Source organism: Moraxella sp. DOX410 (genome assembly GCF_032248735.1).
GTDB lineage: Bacteria > Pseudomonadota > Gammaproteobacteria > Pseudomonadales > Moraxellaceae > Faucicola > Faucicola tetraodonis.
Map to the genome: position 1 here is coordinate 2,085,160 of NZ_CP135138.1, position 24,904 is coordinate 2,110,063.

Genomic DNA, 24,904 nt, shown 5'->3' on the forward strand with positions numbered 1-24,904 from the left:
TGTTAGAAGCTTGAGCAAAGACTACGTTTTAGCAAGCATTTGTTTTACAAATCATTTGTTTTTAAAAAGCTTTTGCGAGTTTTAGACAAATTATTGCAATTGCTTTCACTATTTTATTCTATGATAGCGCTGTGTTTGAGCGTAACGTTTACTTAATAAGTGCCATGGTGCATTTTTACAAGTGGCAATGTTTTAACAATAACAATTTCTTAAGGATCGGCATGAATAATTTCCAATATTACAACCCTGTGCGTATCGTATTTGGCGAAGGTCAAATCAAAGAACTCGCCAATCTTGTCCCTGATAATGCCCGTGTACTTATCACCTATGGCGGCAGCTCTGCCAAAAAAACCGGCACACTCGATGAGGTCAAAACCGCGCTACAAGGTAAACAGCGTGAAATCTTTGAATTTGGCGGCATTGAGCCAAATCCAGAATTTAATACCTTGATGAAAGCCGTCGATATGGTACATGCCAACAATATTGACTTTTTGCTCGCTGTCGGTGGTGGCTCAGTACTGGATGGCACCAAATTTGTTGCATTGACTGCCACCTTAGATGACGACAAAGACCATGAAAAAGCGTGGGAAGCGTTAAAAGGATATACCCGTGATATTCAAAATGCGCTACCGCTCGGTACTGTACTCACCATTCCTGCAACAGGTTCAGAGATGAATTCAGGCGGCGTTATCAATCATAGCGAGCGTCATGCCAAATTGCCTTTTGGTAACCCGCTAGTATTCCCACAGTTTTCGATTCTTGACCCTGCCAAAACCTTAACGCTACCTGAGCGTCAAGTGATGAATGGCGTGGGCGATGCGTTTGTGCATGTGATGGAACAGTATCTGACTTACCCAGTCAACGCCAAAGTCCAAGATAGTTTCTCTGAAAGTCTGCTCAAAATCTTGATTGAAGAAGGCCGTGCCGTCAAAACCAATCCTAATGACATGGAAACGCGGAAAAACATCATGTGGACAGCGACAATGGCACTCAATGGTCTCATTGGCACTGGCGTACCACAAGACTGGACCACCCATATGATTGGACATGAACTCACGTCCCTACACGGCATTGACCACGCCCGCACCTTGACCATTGTGTTGCCTGGGGTGATGCGTGAGCTCAAAGATAGCAAAAAAGACAAGCTGCTGCAGTACGCCAAAAACGTTTGGCATATCACTGAAGGTAGCGATGAAGATAAAATCGAGCAAGCGATTGTCAACACCGAAAACTTTTTCCGCGAGCTTGGCTTACCGGTGAGATTGTCAGATGCCGACCTTGATGCGTCTGCAATCGCGCCAATTTTAAACCAATTAGAAGAACATAATATGGTCAAACTCGGTGAACATCGTAGCAATGATTTGGCAGTGTCTGAGCGGATTTTGCGCGCAGCCATCTAATCATCTAATGGTATAAAAAAAGACCTAGCGATTGGCTAGGTCTTTTTTTGTGGTAGCAACAGTTAAAAACCATTGGGATGGGCTAATTCATCATGCCCATCTTTATCAATCACTTTTGGCAGTGGCAATGCCATACCGACACTACTAGGCGTCTCTTGAATCACCACAGGCGGCGGCTGGTAACGGGTAATGACTTCATTGCCCTGCTCATCCTCGCTGAGCACATATTGGTAGCCTTTGCGATTAAAGCGTTTAACTAGCCTTTGATACCACCCTGCAAAACCTGTCGTGGGCTCGTTGGGGTTATGATAAAACGCATTCATCACCGCAGGTAGCCCAAGACCACATACCACGCCCGACATCAATACCACGATAAAGGTATAACCTACCAAAAAGCTGCTATAAGGCTGCAATTCAGGGACGTTAGAAACCGATAAAATCAACGCCAAAGAAATCGCCCCGCGTACCCCGCCCCATGACAAAATCGTCAAACTGCCGTTATAACTGGTTTTTCGGACATCGGATAGAAGGCTAAAAGACGCAAAATTTGCCAAAAAACGGGATAAATGCAGACAAATAAATGCCACCACACCGCCCAAAATCAACGAGGTGTTCAGCTCTAAAATAAATAGCTCCAGACCGATAAGGGTGAATAAGAATGAATTGATAATCCCCTCAATGGCGTGCCAAAAGTGATTCACATAGGTGATTTCCCTTTCTTCTAAAATCTGGTGCCAACGGTTACCAACAATCAAGCCCCCGACCACACAAGCAATGGGCGCGGAAGCATGCGCATACAATGCTACTAAATACGACCCACACGCCAAAAATGCTGTGGTCAAAATCAGTGATTCCATCTCGTGTTTACCGCTTAAAATACGCAGCGTCATCTGCCCAAAAAACCAACCAATAATCCCTGCGACCACGATTTCATACAACAACACTTCTACTGTGGTCACGATGCTAAAGCCATTGCCTTGCAGACCATGCAAAATAGTCATAAACAGCGCAATACACACCGCATCATTGAACAGCGATTCGCCTTCTAGCTTAATCATCAAATGGCGCGGCGCTTTGATAGAGCTAAGCACGCCTTTGATGCCAATTGGGTCAGTCGCGCCCAGTGCTGCACCCAGTAACAACAACACCGCAAACGGAATACTTGCCCCTATAAGCCACTGAAAGCCAAACATAAGGCTTGCAAAAAACAGCGCACATAGTGCCAATGCGATACTTGCCAAAATCCCAATCGGTTTCCAATAGTTTTTGAGATCGGACACCTTAAACGTCAGCGCCGATGCCGTCAAAATAAAACAAATCACCCCATTGATTAAAAAATCGTAAAAATCGATGTCACGCACCGCATTTTGGATACTGGTGATATTGATGGTAATAAACTCGTTGCCATTGAGCAGGCTTGCACTCCACTGCAAAATAAAAACCAGTACCGCCGACACAATGGGCACCCCAATGGCTTGTGGAAAGTCCAAAATCCGCTTGTTAAATAGCGTGGTAATGATGGACAAGGCACAAACCGCTGCCAAGATTTGTAAAAAAATAAAATTTCCCATAGGCGTTTTTTTAGCTCTTCATTCTATAAAACACTGTCACCAAAGCCATTTTTAGCCGTGACAAAGCAAAAATACTTCGACAAAAATAAAACCCTACGACAGTTTGTCGTAGGGTTTTACCGTAAGCAATTGTTTGCGCAAATGCAAGCAAATTTTTTGATTAATATCTCTTAAACCGTGTTGGCGACATGATGCAGCCAGCGCTGAATCATCACATCAAGCGCTTCAGGCTTATAGGGCTTGGTACAGTAATCTTGCATACCCGCGTTAAGATATACTTCTTTATCCCCATGCATGGCATGTGCCGTCACTGCAATGATAGGCGGCAACTGATTGAATGATTGTTTGAGTATCTTGGTGGCTTCCACCCCATCCATGATGGGCATTTGATGATCCATCAAAATGATATGATATTTGCTAGGGTCAGCTTTATAAAAATTGACGGCTTCGAGCCCATCTTTGGCTCGAGTAACTTCATAGCCATATTTTTTTAGGCTTTTGACCGCGACCATGGCATTTAGCTCATTGTCTTCTGCTAGCAGAACATGGGCAGGCAGACGTTCTAGCGGTTGTATTGTAGTTTCATCATGACGTTGGTGCCACTGCTGATAGCTGATTTCATCAGTTGCTATCATTGGTAGAGATAGGGTAAAGGTTGAGCCTTTGTTTTTTTCACTGGTTACCTTAATCGTGCCGCCCATCCCTTCTGCTAACGCTTTGCACACAGATAGCCCTAGCCCTGTACCCCCATATAACCGATGGGTAAACTTATCAGCTTGATTATACGCATCAAAAATCACCGCCAACGACTCAGGTTTGATGCCAACGCCCGTATCAATCACATTGAATTTGATTTGGTGCTTATCACCACCATTCATGGCTTGAATGGTCACTTTACCTTGTTTTGGGGTAAATTTGATGGCGTTATTGACTAGATTCATTAAAATCTGTCGCACCCGAACCGGATCGGTGTTGACATATTTGGGCAAGTTGTCAGGGTAATCGAATGCTAGCTCCACGCTGTTGTCTTTTGCAGTGGCTAAAAAGCATTGATACACGTCTTGGCATAGCTGTGCTAAATCAACGGGGATACTCTCAAAACGTATTTTACCTGATTCTACTTTGGATAAATCCAAAATATCGTTGACGATGGTAAGCAGATGCTCATTGGATGTTTTAATCGATTTGATATAGTGTTGCTGCTGCGTATCGAGCGGCGTCTGCTCAAGTAATTCAAGTATGCCCATGATACCATTCATCGGCGTGCGAATTTCATGGCTCATATTGGCCAAAAATGCGGTCTTTACCTCATCAGCGCGCTCAGCTTGGTAACGCTGCTGACGTAATTTTAAGGTATCACTCACCATCGCTGCCAAATCTGCTAGCACGCGTTGTTGATTGGCATCAAAATCTTGATGCGGCTGGTCGTCAATCACACACAGGGCACCCAAAGCAAATTCCCTACCTTGACTGTCGTGAACTACGATGGGTGCGCCAGCATAAAACCGAATATAAGGGTAACCGGTAACCAAAGGATTGTTTTTAAATCGGGTATCTTGGTGAGTATCAAGCGTGACAAAGGTGTCATTTTGTGTAATGGTGTAATTGCAAAAAGCAACATCACGGCTGGTTGAAGGTTCTTTTAGACCAATTCTTGACTTAAAAAACTGGATATCAGCATCCAAAAAAGTAATAGCGACAATCTTAGTCCCAAAAAATGCCTTAGCCAAAGCACTAATACGCTCAAATTCGGCTTCTTTGTTCGTCTTGATGATATGGTACTCATCCAATACCGCTAGACGCTGTTTTTCATTGTTTGCTATAGGATATGATATCATCTCATTAGCACCGTCCTACTACGTGATAAAAATTAAACGCTGAGGTTATTTTAACGCTTCAGCAACCAACATCATCCCCACAACTGAGGTTACTGCAACGGCCGATCCATAGCCGCCACAATGCAAACCACCTGTTTGACAAGACTTATCAACAATCGGCGGCTGTGACGAAAAAACACAACGAATGCCGAATTTTTCTTTCATCGCACGATTGATGCCATAATCTTGACGAAGTCGCTGTCTGACTTTAGCCAGTAGCGGATCTTGGTAAGTATCCTTAAGATCTGCCACCTGAATTTGGGTCGGGTCCGTCTTGCCACCTGCCCCGCCCGCCATAATTAACTTTAATTTATTAAATCGGCAATGAAGCGCAAGCGCAAGCTTGGCATTCATATCATCGACACAATCTAATACCACAAGCTGTTTACCTGACTGTTTAAGCTGTGATTGCAAAGCACGATTAGGTATTAACAATTGTACGTTATCTTTACTCAAAAAATCGTCAATCAAATGTAATTTGATATGGGGATTGATTTCTTTGATACGTGCTGCCATGGCTTCAATTTTGCTTTTACCAAAATTGCTATCGGTAGCGGGTAATTGTCGATTGACATTGGAGGCTACTAGCACATCCATGTCAATTAATGTCATCTCGCCCACACCTGTACGAGCCAGTCCCTCAGCTGCCCACGAGCCCACCCCGCCCACGCCCACCACATACGCATGCAGATTCTCAAACTTACTAAATTGCGCGGCACCATACAGTTTTTGGGTGCCCGCAAAACGGCGTTCGTATTGGGCATCAGTTAATGTCATATCAGGCGTCATTTCGGCTGTCATTGTCATGGTTTATCTTAATCTTGGTCAAGGGTTATATTCAATTTGTTTGGGATAGGATAATCCCAGGTGACTTGTAGTGCAGCGCAGCTATTTTGCCACAACTGTTCGGCGAGCCGGGATTGATCTTTTTTTAATAAATCTGATAACGCTGTCAATACATACGGCAGATTGGCAGGTACATTGCGCCTGCCGTGCGTCCCATGACAGGGTAGCGGCGTAAAGTCTGGGCAGTCCGTCTCAATCACAATAGCATCAAGCCCGACAATTTTGACAAGTTCTGTAAGGGTATGGCGCAGTTTTTTGGCATTCGGATTGGTCACTTGCCCGGTGATGCCGATTTTAAAGCCCAGATTAACCAACGCTTTGGCTTCTTGGATGCCACCACTAAAGCTATGGGCAATCCCGCCTTGGGTGAATTTTTGTGCTTTTAACATCTTAATCACATCGCCATGCGCGCGGCGAATATGTAGCAGCGCTGGCAGTTGGTAGTGTTTTGCCAATTCAAGTTGCTGAGCAAAAAAATCTTGCTGCCTAGCGTAATTCTCCGCAGTTTTCATCGGCGCAGTAAAAGTATCAAGCCCGATTTCCCCAATCGCAATGGGAGAATATTGCTGAATAAACTGCTCTAGCCGCTGCAAATCGCTGTCTTTATGCTCAGTGATATAAAAAGGATGCAACCCAAAAGCTAAATGCGCCAAAGGTGTGGCTTTGCCTTGCTGCCCATAACCTTGCATTTGCTGTTGGCACGCCACCATTTGTGCAAAATACTTTGCTAAAAAGCCTATCAAAACCAGATGATGAACGCCATTATCCCATGCCAATTGGGATTGGATTTCACGGTCATGATCGAAGCTATCCACATCAAAATGGGTATGCGTATCAATTAATGGCAAATCAAACGAGCAAGCCGTATCATTTAATATAGTCATATCATTTCAAATACTGTGGTTTGACAATGCCGTTTAACTGGCTGTATGGCACGGTCAATTGCGGGGCACCCAGCGCATAAAAACCAATCTCATACGGTTGGTATAAAAATGTCATGCCCTGCCCATTAAAACTATAATTGTCGGTCAAACTAAACGGCCAAGTGTTAAAATGCGCGTTAGGATTAATCTCATGGGTTTTGAGATATTGAATGAATTGGGCTTTGACCAAGGCTTCAAGTTTTGTTTTTTGCTGTGGTAACAGCACATCGACAAGCGACAATTGTTTTTTTTGGCGCATATCAAATACATAATAGTTGGTCGTACTGATACCATGGGCGCCGCCCGTGAATTGATAAAATTCTGTGGCAAATAACTCTAAATCATTTTTATGACCCAAATAAATCGGCTTTGCCATTATTTGCACAGGCGCTATACCATTATCAAAATCTTTACCACGTGCTGCCACCATGGTTTTATTTTCTGCTATTAATCGGCTAATCCCCGTATTAAGAAGCTGCGTATATTGGCTATCACTGGGCGTCGCATTACGGGTAAAATCTTGCCATTTTTTCGCTTGTGCTTTATCTTTGTTATCATCAACCATTGCGATGGCTGCGGTGACATCTTTATTGATAATGGCATCGAGCCAAGCCTGTCCTGTCTGTACAAAATAATAGTCAATCTCTGGGCAAATTTGTCCACAGCTATCAAAGAGTTTTTCATTGACTTTAGGATAATGCTTTGCCATATACAAATCTTGAGCATGAGCTTGTGCTGCCATGAGCGTCATCAGGGCTGTCAGGCAAATGCCACTGAGGCTTTTATGTTTCATGAACGTCATCTATTTATCCTTTATTTGTTATCTGCACATAGGTTTACATAAAAATTTTAGCCATTGCTTTAGTTATGGTTATCCTGCTCAGCATTTTTATTGATAGGCTGCTCAACTGTATTTTTAGCGGATAGACTTTTAGGCGACTTGGTAACTTTATCGGCCCGTGGACCACTGCGTCTAGGTAGCAACAATAAAGCTGTCGCAGCAACCGCTAGTTTAATCACCCTCGATATGCTCATATCTTGCCTCGCCTAACCTTGGTTTTTAAACCTTAGTTTTTAACAGTATTGCCATAAAAAAACCCATCAGTCGATACCCGTTTAATGGTGGACTAATGGGCTGTTTTCAAATGCCGTTATGTATATAGCTGTTATATGATAACGTAATTTGATAAGTATTTGATAAGTTTTAGAATTTTTTACCCAATACTTTTGCAGCTAGCTCTTTACCCATGGTAAATGCGGTAGTCTTGGCAGGTTTCGTGCCATTTGAATTTGCCGCAGTATTGTCAGCAGGCTCATTATCAACCGGTGCCGGATTATTTGCTTTGTTTTCAATGGTTGGCTGGGTTTTATTACGACCTTTTAACATATAATAAGCGGCACCAAGTACGCCAAGTTTAATAAGGTTTGATTTGTTTACACCATTAGGAAATTGCATAGTATCCTCACTTGTTATTGTCGATTATTCAAAAAAATATAGTAGTTGCTAAACTAAGCTAATGCCTATAGTTTAACAAATTATAAAGAATTTTACTAAAGTAGTTGAGTTAAGAATCTTTATATTTTGCCATAGTTTAGTTACGGTTTGGTAAATAGATAAATTCATGTCCAATGCTCATATATTGACCCATCATCTTGCGGAAATAGCCAAACAAATCCCGCAGGACATTCTTCAAGAAAAAACCAAATATAAAACAAGCCATCGTCTGTTAATAAAGCCTTTTCATGACTGGGAAAAGCGGTTTCCCATAACTTAAGTTGCTCATCAATCGAACCCGTTAAGAAACAGTCATTTTTGCCAAGTTTAAAATAACCATTTTCAAGAGCATAGCGTATAAAGTCAAAAAAAAATTTTTTCTTAAATTCGAAATCGTGCGTATCCCCAAACTCAGATAAATATTCATTATCCACAATACTTTGCCAAACATTATGGGATGTTAATCCCTTAACGTCATTTGCAAAAAAATTCAGAGCTTGTTTATACTTAGCTGAATTCAACTCGCACATAAAAATCAATGCTCACGGGTGGCGCTAAAGGTAATTTCTGGATAACGCTCTTGCATCAATTTAAGATTAACCCGGCTTGGGGCAAGATAGGTCAAATAACCACCGCCATCAACAGATAACTGGTCGTGGGCTTTTTTCTTAAACTTCTCAAACGCCACTTTGTCATCACAATGCACCCAGCGCACTGTCGCAATCGAAACAGGCTCAAAGGTACATTGTACTTTATATTCTTCAAGCAGGCGATGCGCGACCACCTCAAACTGTAGCACCCCTACCGCGCCCAAAATCAAATCATTGTTGATTTGCGGCATAAATACTTGGGTAGCGCCTTCTTCTGATAGCTGCTGTAGACCTTTTTGCAGTTGTTTTGACTTAAGTGGGTCTTTAAGTACCACACGGCGAAACAATTCTGGCGCAAAGTGGGGAATGCCTGTGAAGTTTAAAGTTTCGCCTTCGGTAAAGCTATCGCCAATTTGGATGGTGCCGTGATTATGTAAGCCAATGATATCGCCCGAATACGCTTCTTCCAGCGCTTCGCGGTCACCTGCCAAAAAGGTCAAGGCATCTGAAATGCGTACTTCTTTGCCCAAGCGCACATGTTTCATTTTCATGCCTTTTTCGTACTTGCCTGAACACACCCGCATAAAGGCAATACGGTCACGGTGTTTTGGGTCCATGTTGGCTTGAATTTTAAAGACAAAGCCCGAGAATTTTTCTTCATCGGCTTTGACGGTGCGTTCAACGGTGTCATGGTCTTTAGGGGCTGGGGCGTATTGGGTCAGTACATCAAGCACCATGTTAATCCCAAAGTTACCCAACGCAGTGCCGAACAGCACAGGCGTTTGTTTACCGGTCAAAAATTCATCGACATCCCAATCTTCATGTGCCATTTTTGCAAGCTCTAGGCTTTCTTCAAATTCACGGAAGGCAATTTCACCGATTCTCTCGCGGACATCTGGATAGTCATAGCCATCACGGCTCTCAATCTCGACAATCTCAGTACCATGACCTTTTTGATAAAAGTAAGTTTTATCTTCGCTGATGTTATACACCCCAACAAAATGCTGACCTGTACCAATCGGCCACGTCATCGGCACACATTGGATTTTGAGGACGTTTTCAATTTCATCAAGCAGTGATAACGGGTCACGGATTTCGCGGTCAAGCTTGTTGACAAATGAGATAATCGGCGTGTCACGCATCCGACATACTTCCATCAGCTTGATAGTTCGTTCTTCGACCCCTTTTGCCCCATCAATCACCATCAGTGCGCTGTCCACCGCGGTTAAGGTACGATAGGTATCTTCTGAAAAGTCGGCGTGACCTGGGGTGTCTAGCAGATTGACCATGTTGTCGGCATAGGGAAACTGCATCACAGAAGTGGTAATCGAGATACCACGCTCTTGCTCCATGCTCATCCAGTCAGATGTCGCGTGTTTGTCGGTTTTGCGTGATTTGACTTCACCTGCGCGCTGAATTGCTTGCCCCCATAGCAGTAATTTTTCGGTCATGGTGGTTTTACCGGCATCGGGGTGCGAGATAATAGCAAAAGTGCGGCGTTTGGCGATTTCAGAATGTAGTGACATAGTATTTGACTTAAAAGTAGCGAGGCTTGATAACCGATAAAAGAAAGAATAAAAAAGATGGCTTATTGTAGCCGATTTTACGTTTGATTGCGATTTTCACCGGTTATTATTGCGCATCACGCGCGCGATTTTGACAAAATTTTGTCATAAATCTAATACTTTAATCAGTAAAATTGTGTTAGTTTTATCTCATCTTTTTTTACCGACTTATGATATCCGCTATGACCCTTGAATCAGCTTCAACAAAACCCTTACGACCTAGCTCACCTCAACTTATCGAGCCTGTAATGACGGATTCTGTTGTACCGACGATGCCAACCTCTCGGTCAAATTTACCTGATTTAAAAACCTTCTTTTTTGCCATCAGTAGTGTGATTATTGTTTGGCTGCCTGTACTGGTTTTAAAGCTTGGCATGGTGATGTTCTCGGGGCTGATTGTCTATGCGCTGACACGCGGCATCGCCAATTGGATACGGCGTCATGTGGTGGCACCCAAGCCGCAATTTTCAGAACGTATCAAGCTAGACCAACGCGCCGAAGGGATTGCTATCTTCTTGTTGGTATTACTCACCAGTATCGGTATTTATTTGTTTGGTGATTGGGTGGCAGAAAAAGCCAGCGTCGAGCGATTTAACAGCCTGCTTGCTCAGGTTATGCTGGTGATTGACCAACTGCATCGTTTATTGCCCGATTCTGTGTCACAGCATTTGCCTGAATCGGTCAGTTCCATCAAACGTATTTTTGCCCAAACTATCAAAGACTATGCGCCACAGTTGCAGGTTGCAGGTATTCACACGCTCAAAGGGTTTGGCTATGCTATCATTGGTGCGGTGATTGGTGGCATTATTGCCATACAAGTCCCTGCCCATGCGCATTTACATACTAAACCCCTAACGCGTCACTTTCGTCAAAAATTTGATGAGCTGATGGCAGGTTTTACCGATGTATTTTTTGCCCAAGTCAAAATCTCATCAATTAACACGATTCTCACCGCTATTTATTTATTGGGTATTTTACCTTTGGTAGGTCATCCCCTGCCCATGGCATGGACTGTGGTGCTTATTACTTTTATCGCAGGTTTGCTGCCTGTGATTGGGAATTTAATCTCAAATACCATTATTGTGTCACTCAGTCTGACCCATGGACTCATCGTTAGTATTTCATCATTACTGTGGCTAGTGACCATTCACAAACTTGAGTATTTTTTAAATGCGCAGATTATTGGTAGCAAAATCCGATCGACCGCCTGGGAGCTTTTGCTATTTATGTTGGTATTAGAAGCCACCTTTGGACTGGCAGGCTTGTTAGCTGCGCCGATTATTTACGCCCAAATCAAACGCATTTTGGCAGATAGGGGCTGGATTATATAAACGCCCCTACTGGCTACAGGACTCATTAATAAATAATTTGCCCAATAAATTAAATTTTTAAATCTTATCGCCATTAATAACAGAACACGGCTTTATTGTTACAGTGTTGTATGGTTGAATGATTAAAAATGTGTTTTAAAGTCTATAACTGCCAAACTTTTAATGATTGATGTTACAATTTACACTAACATTTTTTGGCGTATTTTGAGGTTTAACCAAAAGTTGAGAGATTTCCACGGTAATTATAGTGAAAAATCCTAGCAATTTTTAATTTATTGTGCCAAAAAAGCGATTTGCCAATCCATTCATTGATTCATAAGGAATTTTAGCGATGTCTACTATCAATAATAACAACGTTGTACATTTTCATTACACTTTAAAAGACGACGAAGGTAACGTCATTGACCAATCACCAGAAGGTCAACCTTTAGCGTATTTACATGGCTACCAAAACATTATTCCAGGTCTTGAATCACAATTAGCGGGCAAATCAGTGGGTGACAAATTTACTGCAAGCATTGAACCTGTAGACGCTTATGGCGAATTCGATGACGCGGCAGTACAAGAAGTTCCACGCGAAAACTTCCAAGGTGTCGAAGATATCCAACCAGGTATGCAGTTCCAATCACAAACTGCAGACGGTCATGTGATGTTAGTCACTGTAAAAGATGTACAAGAGGACAAAGTGATTGTTGATGCGAACCATCCTTTAGCCGGCAAAAAACTTCATTTTGATGTAGAAGTGGCAAACATTCGTGACGCATCCGATGAAGAGTTACAACACGGTCACGTACACGGTGCAGGCGGTCATCACCACTAAGTCGTCATTAAAGCTTAGAAAGATTAAATGGAAGGCTATATTTATAGCCTTCTTTTTTTGGGCAAAATTTTAGATTGGTTAGGCTGTAAAGTTATTGTCTGCCGTGTAAGAAAAGCCTAATATTATTTACAAAATCATTGATTTAGTTACTTTTTTTGATGCTTTACTACAGTTTTTACCACACACTGTGCGCTAAATTTTGGCATACTAGCTCTATACCCAACAAACAATCCAAGCAATAATAAAGACCCATGATTGGGTATATATTTTTAGTTATTTATATAGCATTAAATTAATTACAAAAAAGGATACTAATCATGAACGAGAATACAATTAAAGGTCAATGGGAACAAGTTAAAGGCGCTGTAAAAGAAACTTGGGGTGACTTAACTGATGATGAAATTACCCAGTTGGAAGGTAATCGCCAAAAACTATCAGGTAAAATCCAAGAGCGTTATGGTCGCGCCGAAGATGTGGTAGAAAAAGAAATCGATGACTGGTCAACCCGTCACAACTATCGTTTCTAGAATAGATTAACCCCTCCTCCAAAGTAAAAAAGCCATATCCTTTGATATGGCTTTTTTACCTGCTATCCTAGCATCACTGACCTCATCCTTAAAGTCCTTACTAACTGGTAGTGAATTTCTTGACTCATCCTAAGTCTCACTCCACGTGTTTATCAAGCATCATTTCTTAATACTACGATAAACCATTCCCTTATTGGCAATTCTGTCCTTATCTCAATCCTTGAGAATCATCCCTGTGCCGTTGAATGTATTATTACAAAATTTACCATTCGGTAACAGTCGTACAAACGTCAATGCATGTAAGCTTTTGCTTACACGCATTTTGGCATTAGGGGCGCTGGTTGTTGGCTGCCTGTGCATCAAGCATGACATTAGCCGCTTCAATCACAAATGCTTCACTTTCAGGAAGCTTTGGACGTTCGGCTTGTTTTAGACGGCTACGGACTTCTAATTCTGCATCTTGCGCAGCTTGGTACGCTGTCCACGTGCTATAGGGGCTTTCCCCATTGGCTTGGCGTCTCGCATTTTCTGCCGCCAACGTTTTCGCCTCAATGTTTTTGCGGAAAGTACGGCGGTCATTGATGTCCAATTTGACAGGCTTGTTATCATCTTCCTCATTACGGATTCTGTTGAGTTGGCTTAGATAAGCAAACTGGGCATTGGCTGCTTGACGCTGCTGTGACAAGGCATTGAGCGATTGCAATGTCTCACGGGAATAGTTGCCAGCAGGTTGGTACGGCGCGGCACGAATGGTATCCCATGCCAGTGGGTTTTTCATGCTACGTTCACCAAACTCCATGCCTTCATAGATATTGACTAAGCGGACATCGGGTACAACGCCTTTATTTTGGGTACTGCCGCCAGTAATACGGTAGAACTTGCGCTGGGTTAAGGTTGCTGACCCTAAGGCAAGGTTATCAAGCTGAATTTGTGCTGAGCCTTTACCTGTGGTCGTGCTGCCGACAATCAGACCGCGGCCATAATCTTGAATCGCTGCGGCAAAAATCTCGCTGGCTGACGCTGAGCCTTGGTTAATAAGTACGGTCATCGGGCCTGTATACAGCTGCTTACCTTTATCTTCGTCTTCATACACTTGGATATTGCCGCGATTATCACGAATTTGTACCAGCGGACCTGACTTGATGAACAAGCCAATCATTTTGGCGACTTCATCGAGTGAGCCACCTGGGTCATCACGCAGGTCTACCACTAGGCCATCAATGTTTTGCTGGTTTAAAGCTTTTAACGCGTTTTCCGTATCAATGCTGACACTACGATAGTCTTCTCCCGCACGGCGGGCTTTATAGTTGAGATAAAAACTTGGGATTTCTAGCACACCGATTTTTTTGGCTTGTCCGTTTTTATCTTTGATACTAATCACCCGATGATTGACGCCCGATTCTTCTTGCTGAATCACATCACGTATGAGGGTGACATTACGCGCGCTACTGTCTGGGGTATTAGGCGCTTTGACGCGCACGGTGACGGATGAACCTTTTTTACCGCGAATGAGGTTCACCACTTCACGTGTCGAATAACCGACGGTATCGACCATGCCTTTATCTTCAGTGGATACGCCGATGATTAAGTCATTGGGTTTGATTTGACCCGAACGAGCGGCAGGCCCGCCATCAACTAGGCTGATGATACGGGTGTAGTCAGGATTCTTGCGATCGGGCTGAATCGAGACACCGATACCGACCAATTCAAGGGTCGATTGGATTTGCATCTCATTAGCTTGCACGGGGGCAAAATAATTACTGTGCGGGTCATAGGCTGCCATCGCTGCATTTAACAGGGTTTCAACGATTTGGTCGCTATCGATACGCTGTAGCTGCGCATATTGGCGCTTTAAACGCTGGTCTAGCACTTGGCTTGGTGAGCGCGTTTCGTTTTTGACTAAATCACTGGCGTTGTATTTATCAGCATTTTCTTGCAAAAACTTGTCTTTGTTTTTGTCTTCATCTTGATTGATGGTCATACCAATCAGCTGGTAGGTCAGCTGTTTGCGCCAAAAATCGCGTTGCTCGGCAACGGTTTTAAAACGTGGCAATTTTTCACGGTTCATAATGACCGTTTCATTGCTCTGTAAGTTCACAGGGGATTTTAACAAGCTATCGGCAAAGCTGTAATACGCTTTTGAGCGTTCAATAAAACGCTGATAAATTTCAAAACCCGCTTTTAAATCACCGCGTTTGAGATAATCGGCGAAACTATTGCCATATTTTTGGGTAAATTCATCAATATCCGACTGCAAAAACACGCTATGGTTGGGGTCAAGCGCATCAAAATAGTCGCCTAAAATTTGCCTGCCCGTTGCAGCATCCATTTTTTTATCTAGATAATGGCTACGATCCAACAACGCTGCGACTTGCCGAGTCACCTGCCGCTGCTCGTTATTGATCTGTCCGACGCTCGTCGATGCTGCAATGGCGGTTTGGTAACTTTGTCCCAGGATCGCCCCACCCATCAACAGGACAAATACACTGGCGGTAAGTTGTTTGTATTGCATGACTTTCCTTACTCTATTTAATGAAGCGATAAACAGAAAAAACTGACAGCCCATCTTAGCACTGTCAGTTTTTCCACACCATACAAAACGTGTAAATGTTCGACTCAAATCATCCATCAAACCTAATCGTTTGTAGCGGTAAGTTGCTCTGTTAGCCAATCAATTGATTGTCTTTAAACAGTTGGTTTAATTGCGCAGCAGTGAGCAATTGTTTTTCACCATCTTGGCGATTGACATATTCGTATTTCACCTCGCCTGTTTCACTGATATTTTTCTCTGAGATAACAATACGATGAGGAATGCCGATGAGCTCTAAATCGGCGAATTTTACCCCCGCACGCTCGTCTCGGTCATCAAGCAGCACATCAACACCTTGGGCTTTTAGCTCTGTGTAAAGCGCTTCGGCAAGCTGCATTGCTTTGTCTGTCGCGGCATCTTTCATTTTGCCTTTAATCATCGGCACAATCGCCACAGTGAATGGCGCAAGGCTCTCACCTGTGCTACTGGTTTTCCAAATGATACCATTGTCATCGTGGTTTTGCTCAATGGCGGCAGCGACGATACGGGTAACCCCGATACCATAACAGCCCATCATAGTAATGACAGGTTTGCCCTGCTCGCCCATCACCGCACAGTTTAATGCTTTGGCGTACTTGTCACCCAATTGGAAAATATGACCGACTTCGATACCGCGGCGGATTTGTAAAGTACCTTGTCCATCTGGGCTTGGGTCGCCTTCTACCACGTTGCGAATATCGGCAATTTCGGTAATGGACGCATCACGCTCCCAGTTGACGCCCGTGGTATGAAAATCTGGCTTGTTGGCACCGCTAACAAAATCTGATAACACCGCAGCCGCACGATCTACAATCACTGGCATGTTCAAATCAAATACCCCGATAAACCCTTTGTGCAGGCCCGCTGCTTGCATCGCCTCTTCGCTCGCCATGGTGAGTGGGGCTTTGACTTGCGCCAATTTTTCGGCTTTGATTTCATTTAGGGTATGATCGCCCCGTAACACTAACGCGACTAAGGTGGCTTTACCTTCTGCGGTAGCTTCACCTTCGACGATTAAAGTTTTGACCGTCTGTGACAATGGCAAACCTAAATGCTCAGCCACTTGCTCACAAGTTGGCATATTGGGCGTACTGACCGCTGTTTTATTTTGCGTTGCGGCGGCGCGTTCGCCCAAAGTGACTGCCTCAGCAAGCTCAATATTGGCCGCATAAGCTGAGCTATCTGAAAATACAATATCGTCTTCACCACTGCCAGCTAGGACTTGAAACTCATGCGAGGCAAATCCACCAATCGAGCCAGTATCGGCTTGCACCGCACGAAAATCTAACCCAAGACGGGTAAAGATATTATGATAAGCGCGGTACATATCATCATAGGTGCGCTGTAGTGAGGGCTGGTCGATATGAAATGAATAGGCATCTTTCATGATAAATTCACGCGAACGCATGACCCCAAAGCGTGGGCGAATTTCATCACGAAATTTGGTTTGTACTTGGTAGTAGCTCACAGGGAGCTGTTTATAGCTTTTTAGCAAGTTACGCGCGATATCGGTTATCACTTCTTCATGCGTTGGGCCTAACACAAAGTCGCGTTGGTGACGGTCTTTAAACCGCAGCAGTTCAGGGCCATAAGCTTCCCAGCGACCTGATTCTTGCCAAAGCTCGGCCGATTGCACCACAGGCATTAGCAGCTCTTGGCAGTTGATGGCATCCATCTCTTCACGGATGATTTTTTTAACTTTTTGTAAGGTTTTTAGACCCATCGGTAGCCACGTGTAGAGACCCGACGCAGATTTACGAATCATCCCTGCACGGAGCATTAATTGGCTGGAGATGATATCGGCATCACTTGGGGTTTCTTTTAACGTTGCAAAAGTAAATTGACTGGCTCGCATGGCACACCTTGTTTGTACGGCTTGAAATAAGAAAAACGAGAATGGATAGACTATTTGGTAAACCGATTATCTTATTTTATGCCACTGGGTGGTGCAATAGTTTTTTTAATTTTTGCCAAATCGATGCAGTATTTTTGGTCTTAGCATTTTTATAAATTAGGACAATAATTATGACAATTTGGTCATACCCATTGGCTATTTAAACTAGCTACATTGAAATTATGGCGAGTCATAACCATACAAAATAGCATCCACTATTAAATAAACGATTAGGAATGGATACATGACCCAACTCCCCACTTCGTCTTCCACGCCATCACCTGAGGCAAAACCGACTACGAACTTGCCAGAACCGCCCGCATCGGGCAACAAAAAGCCGGTTTCTTTTTGGGTGAGTTTATTTTTACTGGCTGTGATTGCGGTGGCGGGTTGGCTATTTTTGCAATGGCAACAAAAAAATACGCCTAAAAAAGTTGAGGTATTAACCCGCGAAGGGGTGGTCACTAAGATTCAAAGCCTCAATCGACTACAAACCGTGGCATATAACATCGATACCGTTATCACCAGCCAAAAAGAAGGCAATTGGTACGCTCTGTGGCAAGATCAACAAAAGGGGCTTTTTGTCGCTCATGGGCGGGTGACCGCGGGGATTGACTTAAATCAATTAAAACCCACTGATGTACAAGTGACCCCAGATGGTAGCCATGTCAGTATCACCTTGCCCGCTGCGCAGATTTTGGATAGTTATTTAGATAACATTGAAGTGTATGATATTCAAACAGGGGTATTTGGCATGGTGCAAGCCGACCCACAAATATTTAACCAAGCCCAAGTGGCTGGCAAAGACCAAGTGCTGACTTCCGCTTGCCGCTCTGGCATTCTACAAACTGCCAACGATAATGCCCAAAAGCAAGTGCAATCGCTATTTGCACTGGCAAATGTACAAGTCACTGTGAAAGTCACCGCGCCCACTAACAGTTGCCGTTAAACCAATTTTTTGCGCCTAAATAAGATTAATTTAAGGATAAAAGCGATTTTTAGTTTTGTATTGTTTTTTTGCCCTGTCAGAATTGGTATGAAAGGCATAAATAATAGATATGTAACCTACCTTAATAATAAGAATGTTGCTAAAATCTCAACTTTATAGCCCGCTAGTTTTAGACGACATTTATTTGCTACATCATCAAAAATTGTAATCATCATAGCCAGTTAACGTATCCCTAACCCAGGGTTACGATAATTTATTGCAGGGATGCTTGATGGCGTTTTAGTTGTGTAAAAGATCAATTCGCTAGCTGTTGGAGAGTTTACTCAATGAATGTCACATCTGCCTCAGATCGTCTAAAAAAAGTGATGCGGATTGCTTTGGTTGGCATCAAGCCTGGCGACCAAGTGATGCTAAAAGGGTATCTACGCATCTTGCTTAGACTCGAAGCAGACCTTGAATGGGTATCAGCGAACAATCAGCAAATTGATTTATTCATGGTCAATCATGATTTGCGTCATGCTGAAAGTGTTCAAAACTTAATTAGTAACAAACCCAATACCGCCACTATTTATACTGCTCGTAGTGAGACGGAAAACGGCTATTTATCGCAAGATTTATTGGTGTTACCCATCAAAGATTTAGCGCCATTGAGCGAGTGGTTGTTTTCACAATTGCCGTTCTTGTCTGGTATGCCTGTCAGCAATAAGGTATCCACTGCCGCTAAGCTCACCTCTGATGCCGTTGACGCTTATCAATCAGCGACAGACAATACATTAACACTAGCGCTTAGTCTTTAATGCGCCTGCTCTAGTTGGCAATCCATCATCTGGTGTTGCCCAGTCTACGCAATTTTTAGCTGTTACCATCAGTGATACCCCAATGCCCCTAACCCACTTGCCAAAACTAGTCAGTCGGTGAATTAGCGCTAGAGGGCGGCATTAATATTGGCTATATGGCATACCTGGGCAAGAACGCTTTAGCTTTATTTGGCCGATACTATCGCGAAAAGCGATGGGTATTTTTAAAACCGTTACGCTAGTAAATATTTGGATACAAATATGAATGATTAGTTGTTTCAAATGGACAGCCGTATTAAGCCCAGTGAGCCATTTATTGTGCTATCTAATGAAGAATTGCACGAATTAATCCATACCATAAGTGGCTATGAATAAAGCAGCTAATCGTTTGACAGAGCACGATAAAGCATCTCATTAATGTAGCGTTAGTTTACACGGTAACCATTCACCATTAACTATTAGCCATGGAAAAGCGCTCAACAGCATTCAGGGCTTTTTTCATGTCCATCCTATCACACTATCCTATCACACAATGAATTCGTAACATTTTCTGCATTTCATCCGACTTTTTATACAACTTAAGTTTAATAATTTAGCAAAATGCGATTTAAAATTTGCTATGGATTGCCCCATTACCTTTCATCGGTATAATTCATCATTTTGTCATATAACCTGACTACACTACCGTCACCGACGGACGATGGTTTATCGATTTTCTCAATAGGATGACGCAATTTGGGAAATTGAGATGAACCATCGTTTTTATTTTGCGTTAACGGCGGCTTTAAGAGTTTGTAAGCTTTTTTACTTGCGGCTAAGCGGTGCAATAGGTCATTTAATTAGCCAATCAATTTGCCAACAGATAAGTGACAATGATGAATTTTTCCAACCTTACCACACGTTTGCTATGCGTATTATTGCTGGTTTTTTTGGTGTTTTTGGCGATGGTGTATTGGATTATTGACCAACAAGCCAAGCCTAACGTCGCCAAACTGACCTCTCAGACTATCATTGAAACTGGCAATGAGGCGGTGAATGGTATTTTGTCGCGTGTGAGTCAAATTGATGGCATGGCAGTGACAGCCAGTCGTATGACTGGCAGTTTGCCCAAGAATGCCGATATCATCAACACCAGTGTTGGCAATTTAATGGCAAATATGGATAAAGGCATTGTCGGTGGTGGTGTGTGGTATGATCCTTTGATGTACAAACCTAACGTCGATGAAGCCGCGTTTGTTTGGCAACGCGATATGCAAGGTGTCATGCAGTCTGCCAGCCAATATCAAGCCATCAATCCAGGCTATCAAGCACCAAGCAAACTTACCGCAAATCGGGTAGCCGACCAAAAAACCCAACCACAGCTTGCCATGCCCTATTACCGTGATTGGTGGTATGTGCCCGCCGTATATGCCAATCATGACCACTGTGTGTGGAGCCGTGCTTATATTCACCCGGCGACCAAACAGCCCGTCATGACCTGTGCCAAGGCGATTTTTAATGCGCAAAACAATGGCTTTGAAGGGGTGGTGAGTTTTGATGTGCTGCTCGGTCGTATGCAGTCGATGGTCAAAGAATGGCAGCGCAAAACAGGCGGTTACGTGTTTTTGGTCGACATGAACAACAACTTTTTGACTTTCCCCAATGAAGCCCAAGTCAAACAAGTGACTGCTACTAACCCGCAAGGCGAAATGATGGACGTCAATAGTTTTGCCAAGAAAAACCCTGATTTTGCCCCCATTGCCAAAAGCTTAGACAACATCAATGACAGCATCATCAAACAAGCGCAAAAAATAGACGGTGGTAAATTTGATTTTACCGCCAATACGCTAGTAAGTAGTACCAACCTACAAAAAATCTCTCCCTCAGAGGCACGCATCATTTCAGCCATGCTAATGACCCAAAGCGGGCAAAATGAAAATCTCAACGCTACCCATTTTGTCGAAAAAGTCAGCTTAGACAACGATTTATTACTCAAAACCCCTTCCACAGCGTTTATTTTTGCCATGCCGATGACCAATTGGAAAATGGTCATCGTCAAACCCAATCAAGAGCTGATGTTATTTGCCAATCAGCTAGGTAAACAGCTGCAATGGTATATGCTATTGGGTTTCTTACCGGTACTGCTATTAAGTGGTTATGTTTTCCACCGTATTTTGGCGGTACCACTGCACCAAGTCGCTCGTAACGTCCGTGAAATCGGTCAATTGATTGCACAAAAAAAATATCTGTCACTCAGTGATCACAAATTGCCACCGGCAAACATTCAAGAAATTGGCGTGATTACTGACTCGATGAACCAGCTGGTTGATCGGGTGGTCGAGAACGAAGGTGCATTAGCACAAGTCAATGAACGCTTAGAGCAGCAAGTGGCAGAGCGTACCGAAAACTTGCACCAAGCATTAAAAGATTTAAAAGCCTCTCAAGTGCAGTTGGTACAATCAGAGAAAATGGCAACCATCGGTCAAATGGTCGCAGGTGTTGCCCATGAAGTGAACACGCCATTGGGCTATGTGGGTAGTAACTTAGAGTTGATTGATGAAAATATCGTACGTTATGACGAATTGATTGACCATACCCAGCAGCTCAAACAACTGATGCAAGCGTCGCCGACTGATACAGCAACCATCAATCAAACGATTGAACAAACCATTGCTTGCAGTGATGAATTGGTCGCCGATGCGGTGAGTGATGATTTGCATGGATTGGTGGATGATGCCAAATTTGGGGTTAGCCAAATCTCAGAATTGGTCGTCAATTTACGTGATTTTTCTCGCATCGACCAAGCCAAAATCAAAGCCGTCGATATCAACGACTGTATCAAAAACTCCCTAGTCATTGCCCGTAACAATATCAAACATTTAGAGGTGATAACTGAGTTAACTGCTATCGAACCGGTTAGTTGTAACCCATCCCAGATTAACCAAGTGCTGCTAAACCTATTTAATAACGCAGCACAAGCGATGGGGCAAACTCAGCACCCTACATTACACATTACTAGCACAGAAGACGGCGCCAATGTGTATATCAGCGTGGCGGACAACGGTACTGGGATGAGCGCTGAGACCCAAGCCAAGATTTTTGAACCATTCTTTACCACCAAAGCGGCAGGCGAAGGTACGGGACTGGGTCTTGCCATTTCGACCCAAATCATGCAGCAGCATAACGGCGATATTCATGTGCAATCACACCTTGGCGAAGGCACGACATTTACCATCAGATTGCCCAAAACAGCGATTAGCAGCGAGCAATCACCCAAGCTTTTAATCGCAGAAGAAAGCTAATGCTAATGTTAGATAACCGATAACCGATGGCTGACAGGCAATCTGCTCAGCCATACACGAGCCACACTTGATTGTGGTCAACCTTAATTGTAGTCAACCTTGATTTTAGTCAACATACCTAAGTGACATGACCATGATAACGACTGTAACCAAACCCAAAATCGCCTTTATCGATGATGAAGACCGCATTCTACGCAGCCTAAAAATGCATTTTCGCGCCACCCATGATGTGTTTACCACTACCGAGCCCGATGAGCTACTAAGCTATGTGCAAAATAACGAGGTCCAAGTGGTGATTAGCGACCAACGCATGCCAAAAAAACTGGGTGTCGAAGTACTAAAAGATATCAAAGACGTATCACCCCATACCATCCGTATCTTGTTGACCGGCTATGCAGACTTAACTGCGGTAATTGATTCCATCAACGAAGGGGAGATTTTTCGCTATATCACCAAACCTTGGCAGACGGATGAGCTTAAAAATATCGTCAATCAAGCCACCCAAATCGCGCTGCAAACCAAAGATGTATTCAAAGAAAATCTGCAGGTCGCTCAGCCAACCATCGCCAAACGCAAAGTGTTGGTGATCGATGACAGCGAGATGGTATATTTACAGATGCAGCAAAAATTCACCCAGTTTGAAACGCACTGGGCAAATTCATTAGAAAAAGCGATTGAGTTACTTGAAAATGACCGTTTTGGCGTGGCCATCACCGATGTGTCATTGGGTGGCGAGAACATTTCACCCGTAATCTATGCATTAAAACAAAGCTTTCCAGATTTAGCGGTATTGGTACTCACCTCACTCAACGACAGCCACACCTTAATCGACTTGATCAATAAAGGGCAAGTGTATCGCTACCTGCCGCGTCCCAGTAATTTATCATTATTAGAAATTAGTATTCAGCGCGCTTATGATTATCACCAAACGTTAGTCAATCAACCAAAATTACAAGCGCGACATGTCGTTGATGCCGTAACCGAAGTTGAAACGCGTAGTTTTGGTAATAAAGTCAAAAAATTCTTATCACGCTTTGGTATTGGTAAATCGCGCTTTGCCTAGCTTAAAATCTAGTGGGTAAGATAACAGGTTCAAAGCGTCGCGTTTGAGCCGTCTCAATCAATGAATGTTAGCCATAAAAAAACCGCCTAGAGTCACGACTTAGGCGGTTTTTGAGCGGTTTTTAATAGCCGATGATTAAGCTGTTTGCTCGTACACTGGGTGTTTGGCGCAAATTGCTTGGACTTTTTCACGCACTTCGCCGATAACTTTTTCATCACCGCGGCTATCGAGCACATCACAAATCCAGCCAGCCAATTCTCTTACTTCCGCTTCACCAAACCCACGGGTAGTGACTGCGGGCGTACCAATACGCACCCCAGACGTTACAAACGGTGATTTAGGGTCATTTGGTACCGCGTTTTTGTTGACGGTGATGTGGGCATCGCCCAACCATTTATCCGCTTCTTTACCGGTGATTTCTTGTTTGATTAAGCTAATCAGCATTAAGTGATTTTCTGTGCCGCCCGAGACGATATCATAACCACGCGACATGATGACATCTGCCATGGCTTTGGCGTTTTTAACCACTTGTTGTTGGTAGGCTTTGAAATCTTCGCTTAACGCTTCTTTAAAACACACAGCTTTACCCGCAATCGCGTGCATTAATGGACCACCTTGGTTTCCAGGGAACACGGCAGAGTTGAGTTTTTTCTCAATCTCTGGGTTGGCTTTTGCCAAGATTAAGCCTGAACGTGGACCGCGTAGGGTTTTGTGGGTAGTGGTGGTAGTAACGTCAGCGATTTGCACAGGGCTTGGATAAACACCTGCAGCAACCAGTCCTGCTACATGTGCCATGTCGACCATCAAGTATGCGCCAACGCTGTCTGCGATGTCACGGAATTTTTGCCAATCAACCACTTGGCTATAAGCAGAAAAACCCGCGATAATCATTTTGGGTTGGTGCTCTTTGGCTAGGCGTTCGACTTCATCATAGTCGATGATGCCTGTTTCTTTATTTAAGCCATATTGTACAGCTTTATAGTTGATACCAGAAAAGTTCACATGCGCACCATGCGTCAAGTGACCGCCATCGGCAAGGCTCATGCCAAGTACTGTGTCACCCGCTTTTAATAAGGCTAAAAATACCGCGCTGTTGGCTTGGCTACCCGCGTGTGGCTGTACGTTGGCATAGTCTGCGCCAAACAATTCTTTGGCACGGTCAATCGCTAATTGCTCGACCACGTCAACATATTCACAGCCACCGTAATAACGTTTGCCTGGATAACCTTCCGCGTATTTATTGGTCAATTGGCTACCTTGCGCTTCCATCACCGCTGGTGAACAGTAGTTTTCTGAAGCAATCAGTTCAATATGGTCTTCTTGACGTTTGGCTTCATTGTCCATCGCTTGGGCAAGTTCAGCGTCAAACTGGTGAATAGTGACATTTTTAAACATGGCAATTTCCT

The 24,904-nt window shown here is 43.5% G+C and carries 21 protein-coding genes; 9 read left to right on the top strand and 12 right to left on the bottom strand.

Annotated elements, in window-relative coordinates; genetic code table 11:
• The first annotated feature begins 221 nt into the window (after positions 1-221).
• On the top strand, positions 222-1,400 hold the full coding sequence (locus RNZ41_RS09315) for an iron-containing alcohol dehydrogenase (protein WP_314027155.1): 1,179 nt from the start codon (positions 222-224) through the stop codon (positions 1,398-1,400).
• A 62-nt stretch (positions 1,401-1,462) separates the two neighbouring features.
• On the opposite strand, the gene RNZ41_RS09320 is transcribed toward RNZ41_RS09315, so the two are convergent.
• The 9 genes from RNZ41_RS09320 to RNZ41_RS09360 form a co-directional block, all read right to left on the bottom strand.
• Positions 1,463-2,971, bottom strand: coding sequence for a cation:proton antiporter (locus RNZ41_RS09320; RefSeq protein WP_099833439.1), 1,509 nt, complete (start codon positions 2,969-2,971; stop codon positions 1,463-1,465).
• A gap of 170 nt (positions 2,972-3,141) precedes the next feature.
• Positions 3,142-4,809 (bottom strand): GAF domain-containing hybrid sensor histidine kinase/response regulator, encoded by a 1,668-nt coding sequence (locus RNZ41_RS09325; RefSeq protein ID WP_314027156.1) that lies wholly within the window; start codon positions 4,807-4,809, stop codon positions 3,142-3,144.
• Positions 4,810-4,854: 45 nt separating this feature from the next.
• Positions 4,855-5,655 (bottom strand): tRNA threonylcarbamoyladenosine dehydratase, encoded by an 801-nt coding sequence (locus tag RNZ41_RS09330; protein ID WP_286130697.1) that lies wholly within the window; start codon positions 5,653-5,655, stop codon positions 4,855-4,857.
• An 8-nt stretch (positions 5,656-5,663) separates the two neighbouring features.
• On the bottom strand, positions 5,664-6,578 hold the full coding sequence (locus RNZ41_RS09335) for a TatD family hydrolase (RefSeq protein WP_159675834.1): 915 nt from the start codon (positions 6,576-6,578) through the stop codon (positions 5,664-5,666).
• A 1-nt stretch (position 6,579) separates the two neighbouring features.
• Positions 6,580-7,410, bottom strand: a complete 831-nt coding sequence (locus RNZ41_RS09340; RefSeq protein WP_314027157.1) for an RsiV family protein — start codon at positions 7,408-7,410, stop codon at positions 6,580-6,582.
• A gap of 68 nt (positions 7,411-7,478) precedes the next feature.
• A complete protein-coding gene (locus tag RNZ41_RS09345; protein WP_156652285.1) occupies positions 7,479-7,652 on the bottom strand; it encodes a hypothetical protein in 174 nt (57 codons plus the stop codon).
• Positions 7,653-7,821: 169 nt separating this feature from the next.
• Entirely contained in the window at positions 7,822-8,073 is a 252-nt protein-coding gene (locus RNZ41_RS09350) for a hypothetical protein (RefSeq protein WP_065254141.1), read from the bottom strand.
• Positions 8,074-8,237: 164 nt separating this feature from the next.
• On the bottom strand, positions 8,238-8,642 hold the full coding sequence (locus tag RNZ41_RS09355) for a DUF596 domain-containing protein (RefSeq protein ID WP_083106467.1): 405 nt from the start codon (positions 8,640-8,642) through the stop codon (positions 8,238-8,240).
• 5 nt (positions 8,643-8,647) lie between these two features.
• Entirely contained in the window at positions 8,648-10,228 is a 1,581-nt protein-coding gene (locus RNZ41_RS09360; protein ID WP_050325426.1) for a peptide chain release factor 3, read from the bottom strand.
• 287 nt (positions 10,229-10,515) lie between these two features.
• Between RNZ41_RS09360 and RNZ41_RS09365 the strand changes: the two genes are divergently transcribed.
• The 3 genes from RNZ41_RS09365 to RNZ41_RS09375 all read left to right on the top strand — a co-directional run bounded on the left by RNZ41_RS09365 (position 10,516) and on the right by RNZ41_RS09375 (position 12,945).
• On the top strand, positions 10,516-11,598 hold the full coding sequence (locus RNZ41_RS09365) for an AI-2E family transporter (RefSeq protein WP_227522668.1): 1,083 nt from the start codon (positions 10,516-10,518) through the stop codon (positions 11,596-11,598).
• Positions 11,599-11,929: 331 nt separating this feature from the next.
• Complete coding sequence (locus RNZ41_RS09370) at positions 11,930-12,418, top strand: FKBP-type peptidyl-prolyl cis-trans isomerase (RefSeq protein WP_314027158.1); 489 nt, start codon at positions 11,930-11,932, stop codon at positions 12,416-12,418.
• 317 nt (positions 12,419-12,735) lie between these two features.
• Entirely contained in the window at positions 12,736-12,945 is a 210-nt protein-coding gene (locus RNZ41_RS09375) for a CsbD family protein (protein ID WP_036593367.1), read from the top strand.
• A gap of 328 nt (positions 12,946-13,273) precedes the next feature.
• Here the strand turns inward: RNZ41_RS09375 and RNZ41_RS09380 are convergent, their stop codons facing one another.
• Positions 13,274-15,457, bottom strand: a complete 2,184-nt coding sequence (locus RNZ41_RS09380) for a carboxy terminal-processing peptidase (protein ID WP_314027159.1) — start codon at positions 15,455-15,457, stop codon at positions 13,274-13,276.
• Between the two features lie 151 nt (positions 15,458-15,608).
• Positions 15,609-17,369, bottom strand: coding sequence for a proline--tRNA ligase (locus tag RNZ41_RS09385; protein ID WP_007115431.1), 1,761 nt, complete (start codon positions 17,367-17,369; stop codon positions 15,609-15,611).
• Between the two features lie 283 nt (positions 17,370-17,652).
• Between RNZ41_RS09385 and RNZ41_RS09390 the strand changes: the two genes are divergently transcribed.
• From RNZ41_RS09390 to RNZ41_RS09410, 5 genes are all read left to right on the top strand, one after another.
• Entirely contained in the window at positions 17,653-18,357 is a 705-nt protein-coding gene (locus RNZ41_RS09390; RefSeq protein WP_314027160.1) for a DUF4230 domain-containing protein, read from the top strand.
• A 326-nt stretch (positions 18,358-18,683) separates the two neighbouring features.
• Entirely contained in the window at positions 18,684-19,154 is a 471-nt protein-coding gene (locus RNZ41_RS09395; RefSeq protein ID WP_076775092.1) for a hypothetical protein, read from the top strand.
• Positions 19,155-19,902: 748 nt separating this feature from the next.
• Positions 19,903-20,118 (top strand): hypothetical protein, encoded by a 216-nt coding sequence (locus tag RNZ41_RS09400; RefSeq protein WP_314027161.1) that lies wholly within the window; start codon positions 19,903-19,905, stop codon positions 20,116-20,118.
• Positions 20,099-22,435, top strand: coding sequence for a sensor histidine kinase (locus RNZ41_RS09405; protein WP_314027162.1), 2,337 nt, complete (start codon positions 20,099-20,101; stop codon positions 22,433-22,435). Before RNZ41_RS09400 ends, RNZ41_RS09405 begins: the two co-directional genes overlap by 20 nt.
• A 133-nt stretch (positions 22,436-22,568) precedes the next feature.
• A complete protein-coding gene (locus RNZ41_RS09410) occupies positions 22,569-23,498 on the top strand; it encodes a response regulator (RefSeq protein WP_314027163.1) in 930 nt (309 codons plus the stop codon).
• Between the two features lie 135 nt (positions 23,499-23,633).
• Here RNZ41_RS09410 and glyA read toward each other — a convergent pair whose 3' ends face one another.
• The gene (gene glyA, locus RNZ41_RS09415; RefSeq protein ID WP_065254133.1) at positions 23,634-24,893 is read right to left on the bottom strand and encodes a serine hydroxymethyltransferase; all 1,260 of its coding nucleotides are present in this window, start codon (positions 24,891-24,893) and stop codon (positions 23,634-23,636) included.
• Positions 24,894-24,904 lie beyond the last annotated feature (11 nt).

Bases quoted from the DNA above. Each gene is read 5' to 3' on its own strand.
- RNZ41_RS09335 (WP_159675834.1), bottom strand. From the start codon at position 6,578: ATGACTATATTAAATGATACGGCTTGCTCGTTTGATTTGCCATTAATT.
- RNZ41_RS09360 (WP_050325426.1), bottom strand. From the start codon at position 10,228: ATGTCACTACATTCTGAAATCGCCAAACGCCGCACTTTTGCTATTATC.
- RNZ41_RS09330 (WP_286130697.1), bottom strand. From the start codon at position 5,655: ATGACAATGACAGCCGAAATGACGCCTGATATGACATTAACTGATGCC.
- RNZ41_RS09400 (WP_314027161.1), top strand. From the start codon at position 19,903: ATGAACCATCGTTTTTATTTTGCGTTAACGGCGGCTTTAAGAGTTTGT.
- RNZ41_RS09325 (WP_314027156.1), bottom strand. From the start codon at position 4,809: ATGATATCATATCCTATAGCAAACAATGAAAAACAGCGTCTAGCGGTA.
- RNZ41_RS09320 (WP_099833439.1), bottom strand. From the start codon at position 2,971: ATGGGAAATTTTATTTTTTTACAAATCTTGGCAGCGGTTTGTGCCTTG.
- RNZ41_RS09350 (WP_065254141.1), bottom strand. From the start codon at position 8,073: ATGCAATTTCCTAATGGTGTAAACAAATCAAACCTTATTAAACTTGGC.
- RNZ41_RS09365 (WP_227522668.1), top strand. From the start codon at position 10,516: ATGACGGATTCTGTTGTACCGACGATGCCAACCTCTCGGTCAAATTTA.
- glyA (WP_065254133.1), bottom strand. From the start codon at position 24,893: ATGTTTAAAAATGTCACTATTCACCAGTTTGACGCTGAACTTGCCCAA.
- RNZ41_RS09355 (WP_083106467.1), bottom strand. From the start codon at position 8,642: ATGTGCGAGTTGAATTCAGCTAAGTATAAACAAGCTCTGAATTTTTTT.
- RNZ41_RS09410 (WP_314027163.1), top strand. From the start codon at position 22,569: ATGATAACGACTGTAACCAAACCCAAAATCGCCTTTATCGATGATGAA.
- RNZ41_RS09395 (WP_076775092.1), top strand. From the start codon at position 18,684: ATGAATGTCACATCTGCCTCAGATCGTCTAAAAAAAGTGATGCGGATT.
- RNZ41_RS09345 (WP_156652285.1), bottom strand. From the start codon at position 7,652: ATGAGCATATCGAGGGTGATTAAACTAGCGGTTGCTGCGACAGCTTTA.
- RNZ41_RS09340 (WP_314027157.1), bottom strand. From the start codon at position 7,410: ATGAAACATAAAAGCCTCAGTGGCATTTGCCTGACAGCCCTGATGACG.
- RNZ41_RS09370 (WP_314027158.1), top strand. From the start codon at position 11,930: ATGTCTACTATCAATAATAACAACGTTGTACATTTTCATTACACTTTA.
- RNZ41_RS09380 (WP_314027159.1), bottom strand. From the start codon at position 15,457: ATGCAATACAAACAACTTACCGCCAGTGTATTTGTCCTGTTGATGGGT.
- RNZ41_RS09390 (WP_314027160.1), top strand. From the start codon at position 17,653: ATGACCCAACTCCCCACTTCGTCTTCCACGCCATCACCTGAGGCAAAA.
- RNZ41_RS09375 (WP_036593367.1), top strand. From the start codon at position 12,736: ATGAACGAGAATACAATTAAAGGTCAATGGGAACAAGTTAAAGGCGCT.
- RNZ41_RS09385 (WP_007115431.1), bottom strand. From the start codon at position 17,369: ATGCGAGCCAGTCAATTTACTTTTGCAACGTTAAAAGAAACCCCAAGT.
- RNZ41_RS09315 (WP_314027155.1), top strand. From the start codon at position 222: ATGAATAATTTCCAATATTACAACCCTGTGCGTATCGTATTTGGCGAA.
- RNZ41_RS09405 (WP_314027162.1), top strand. From the start codon at position 20,099: ATGGTGTATTGGATTATTGACCAACAAGCCAAGCCTAACGTCGCCAAA.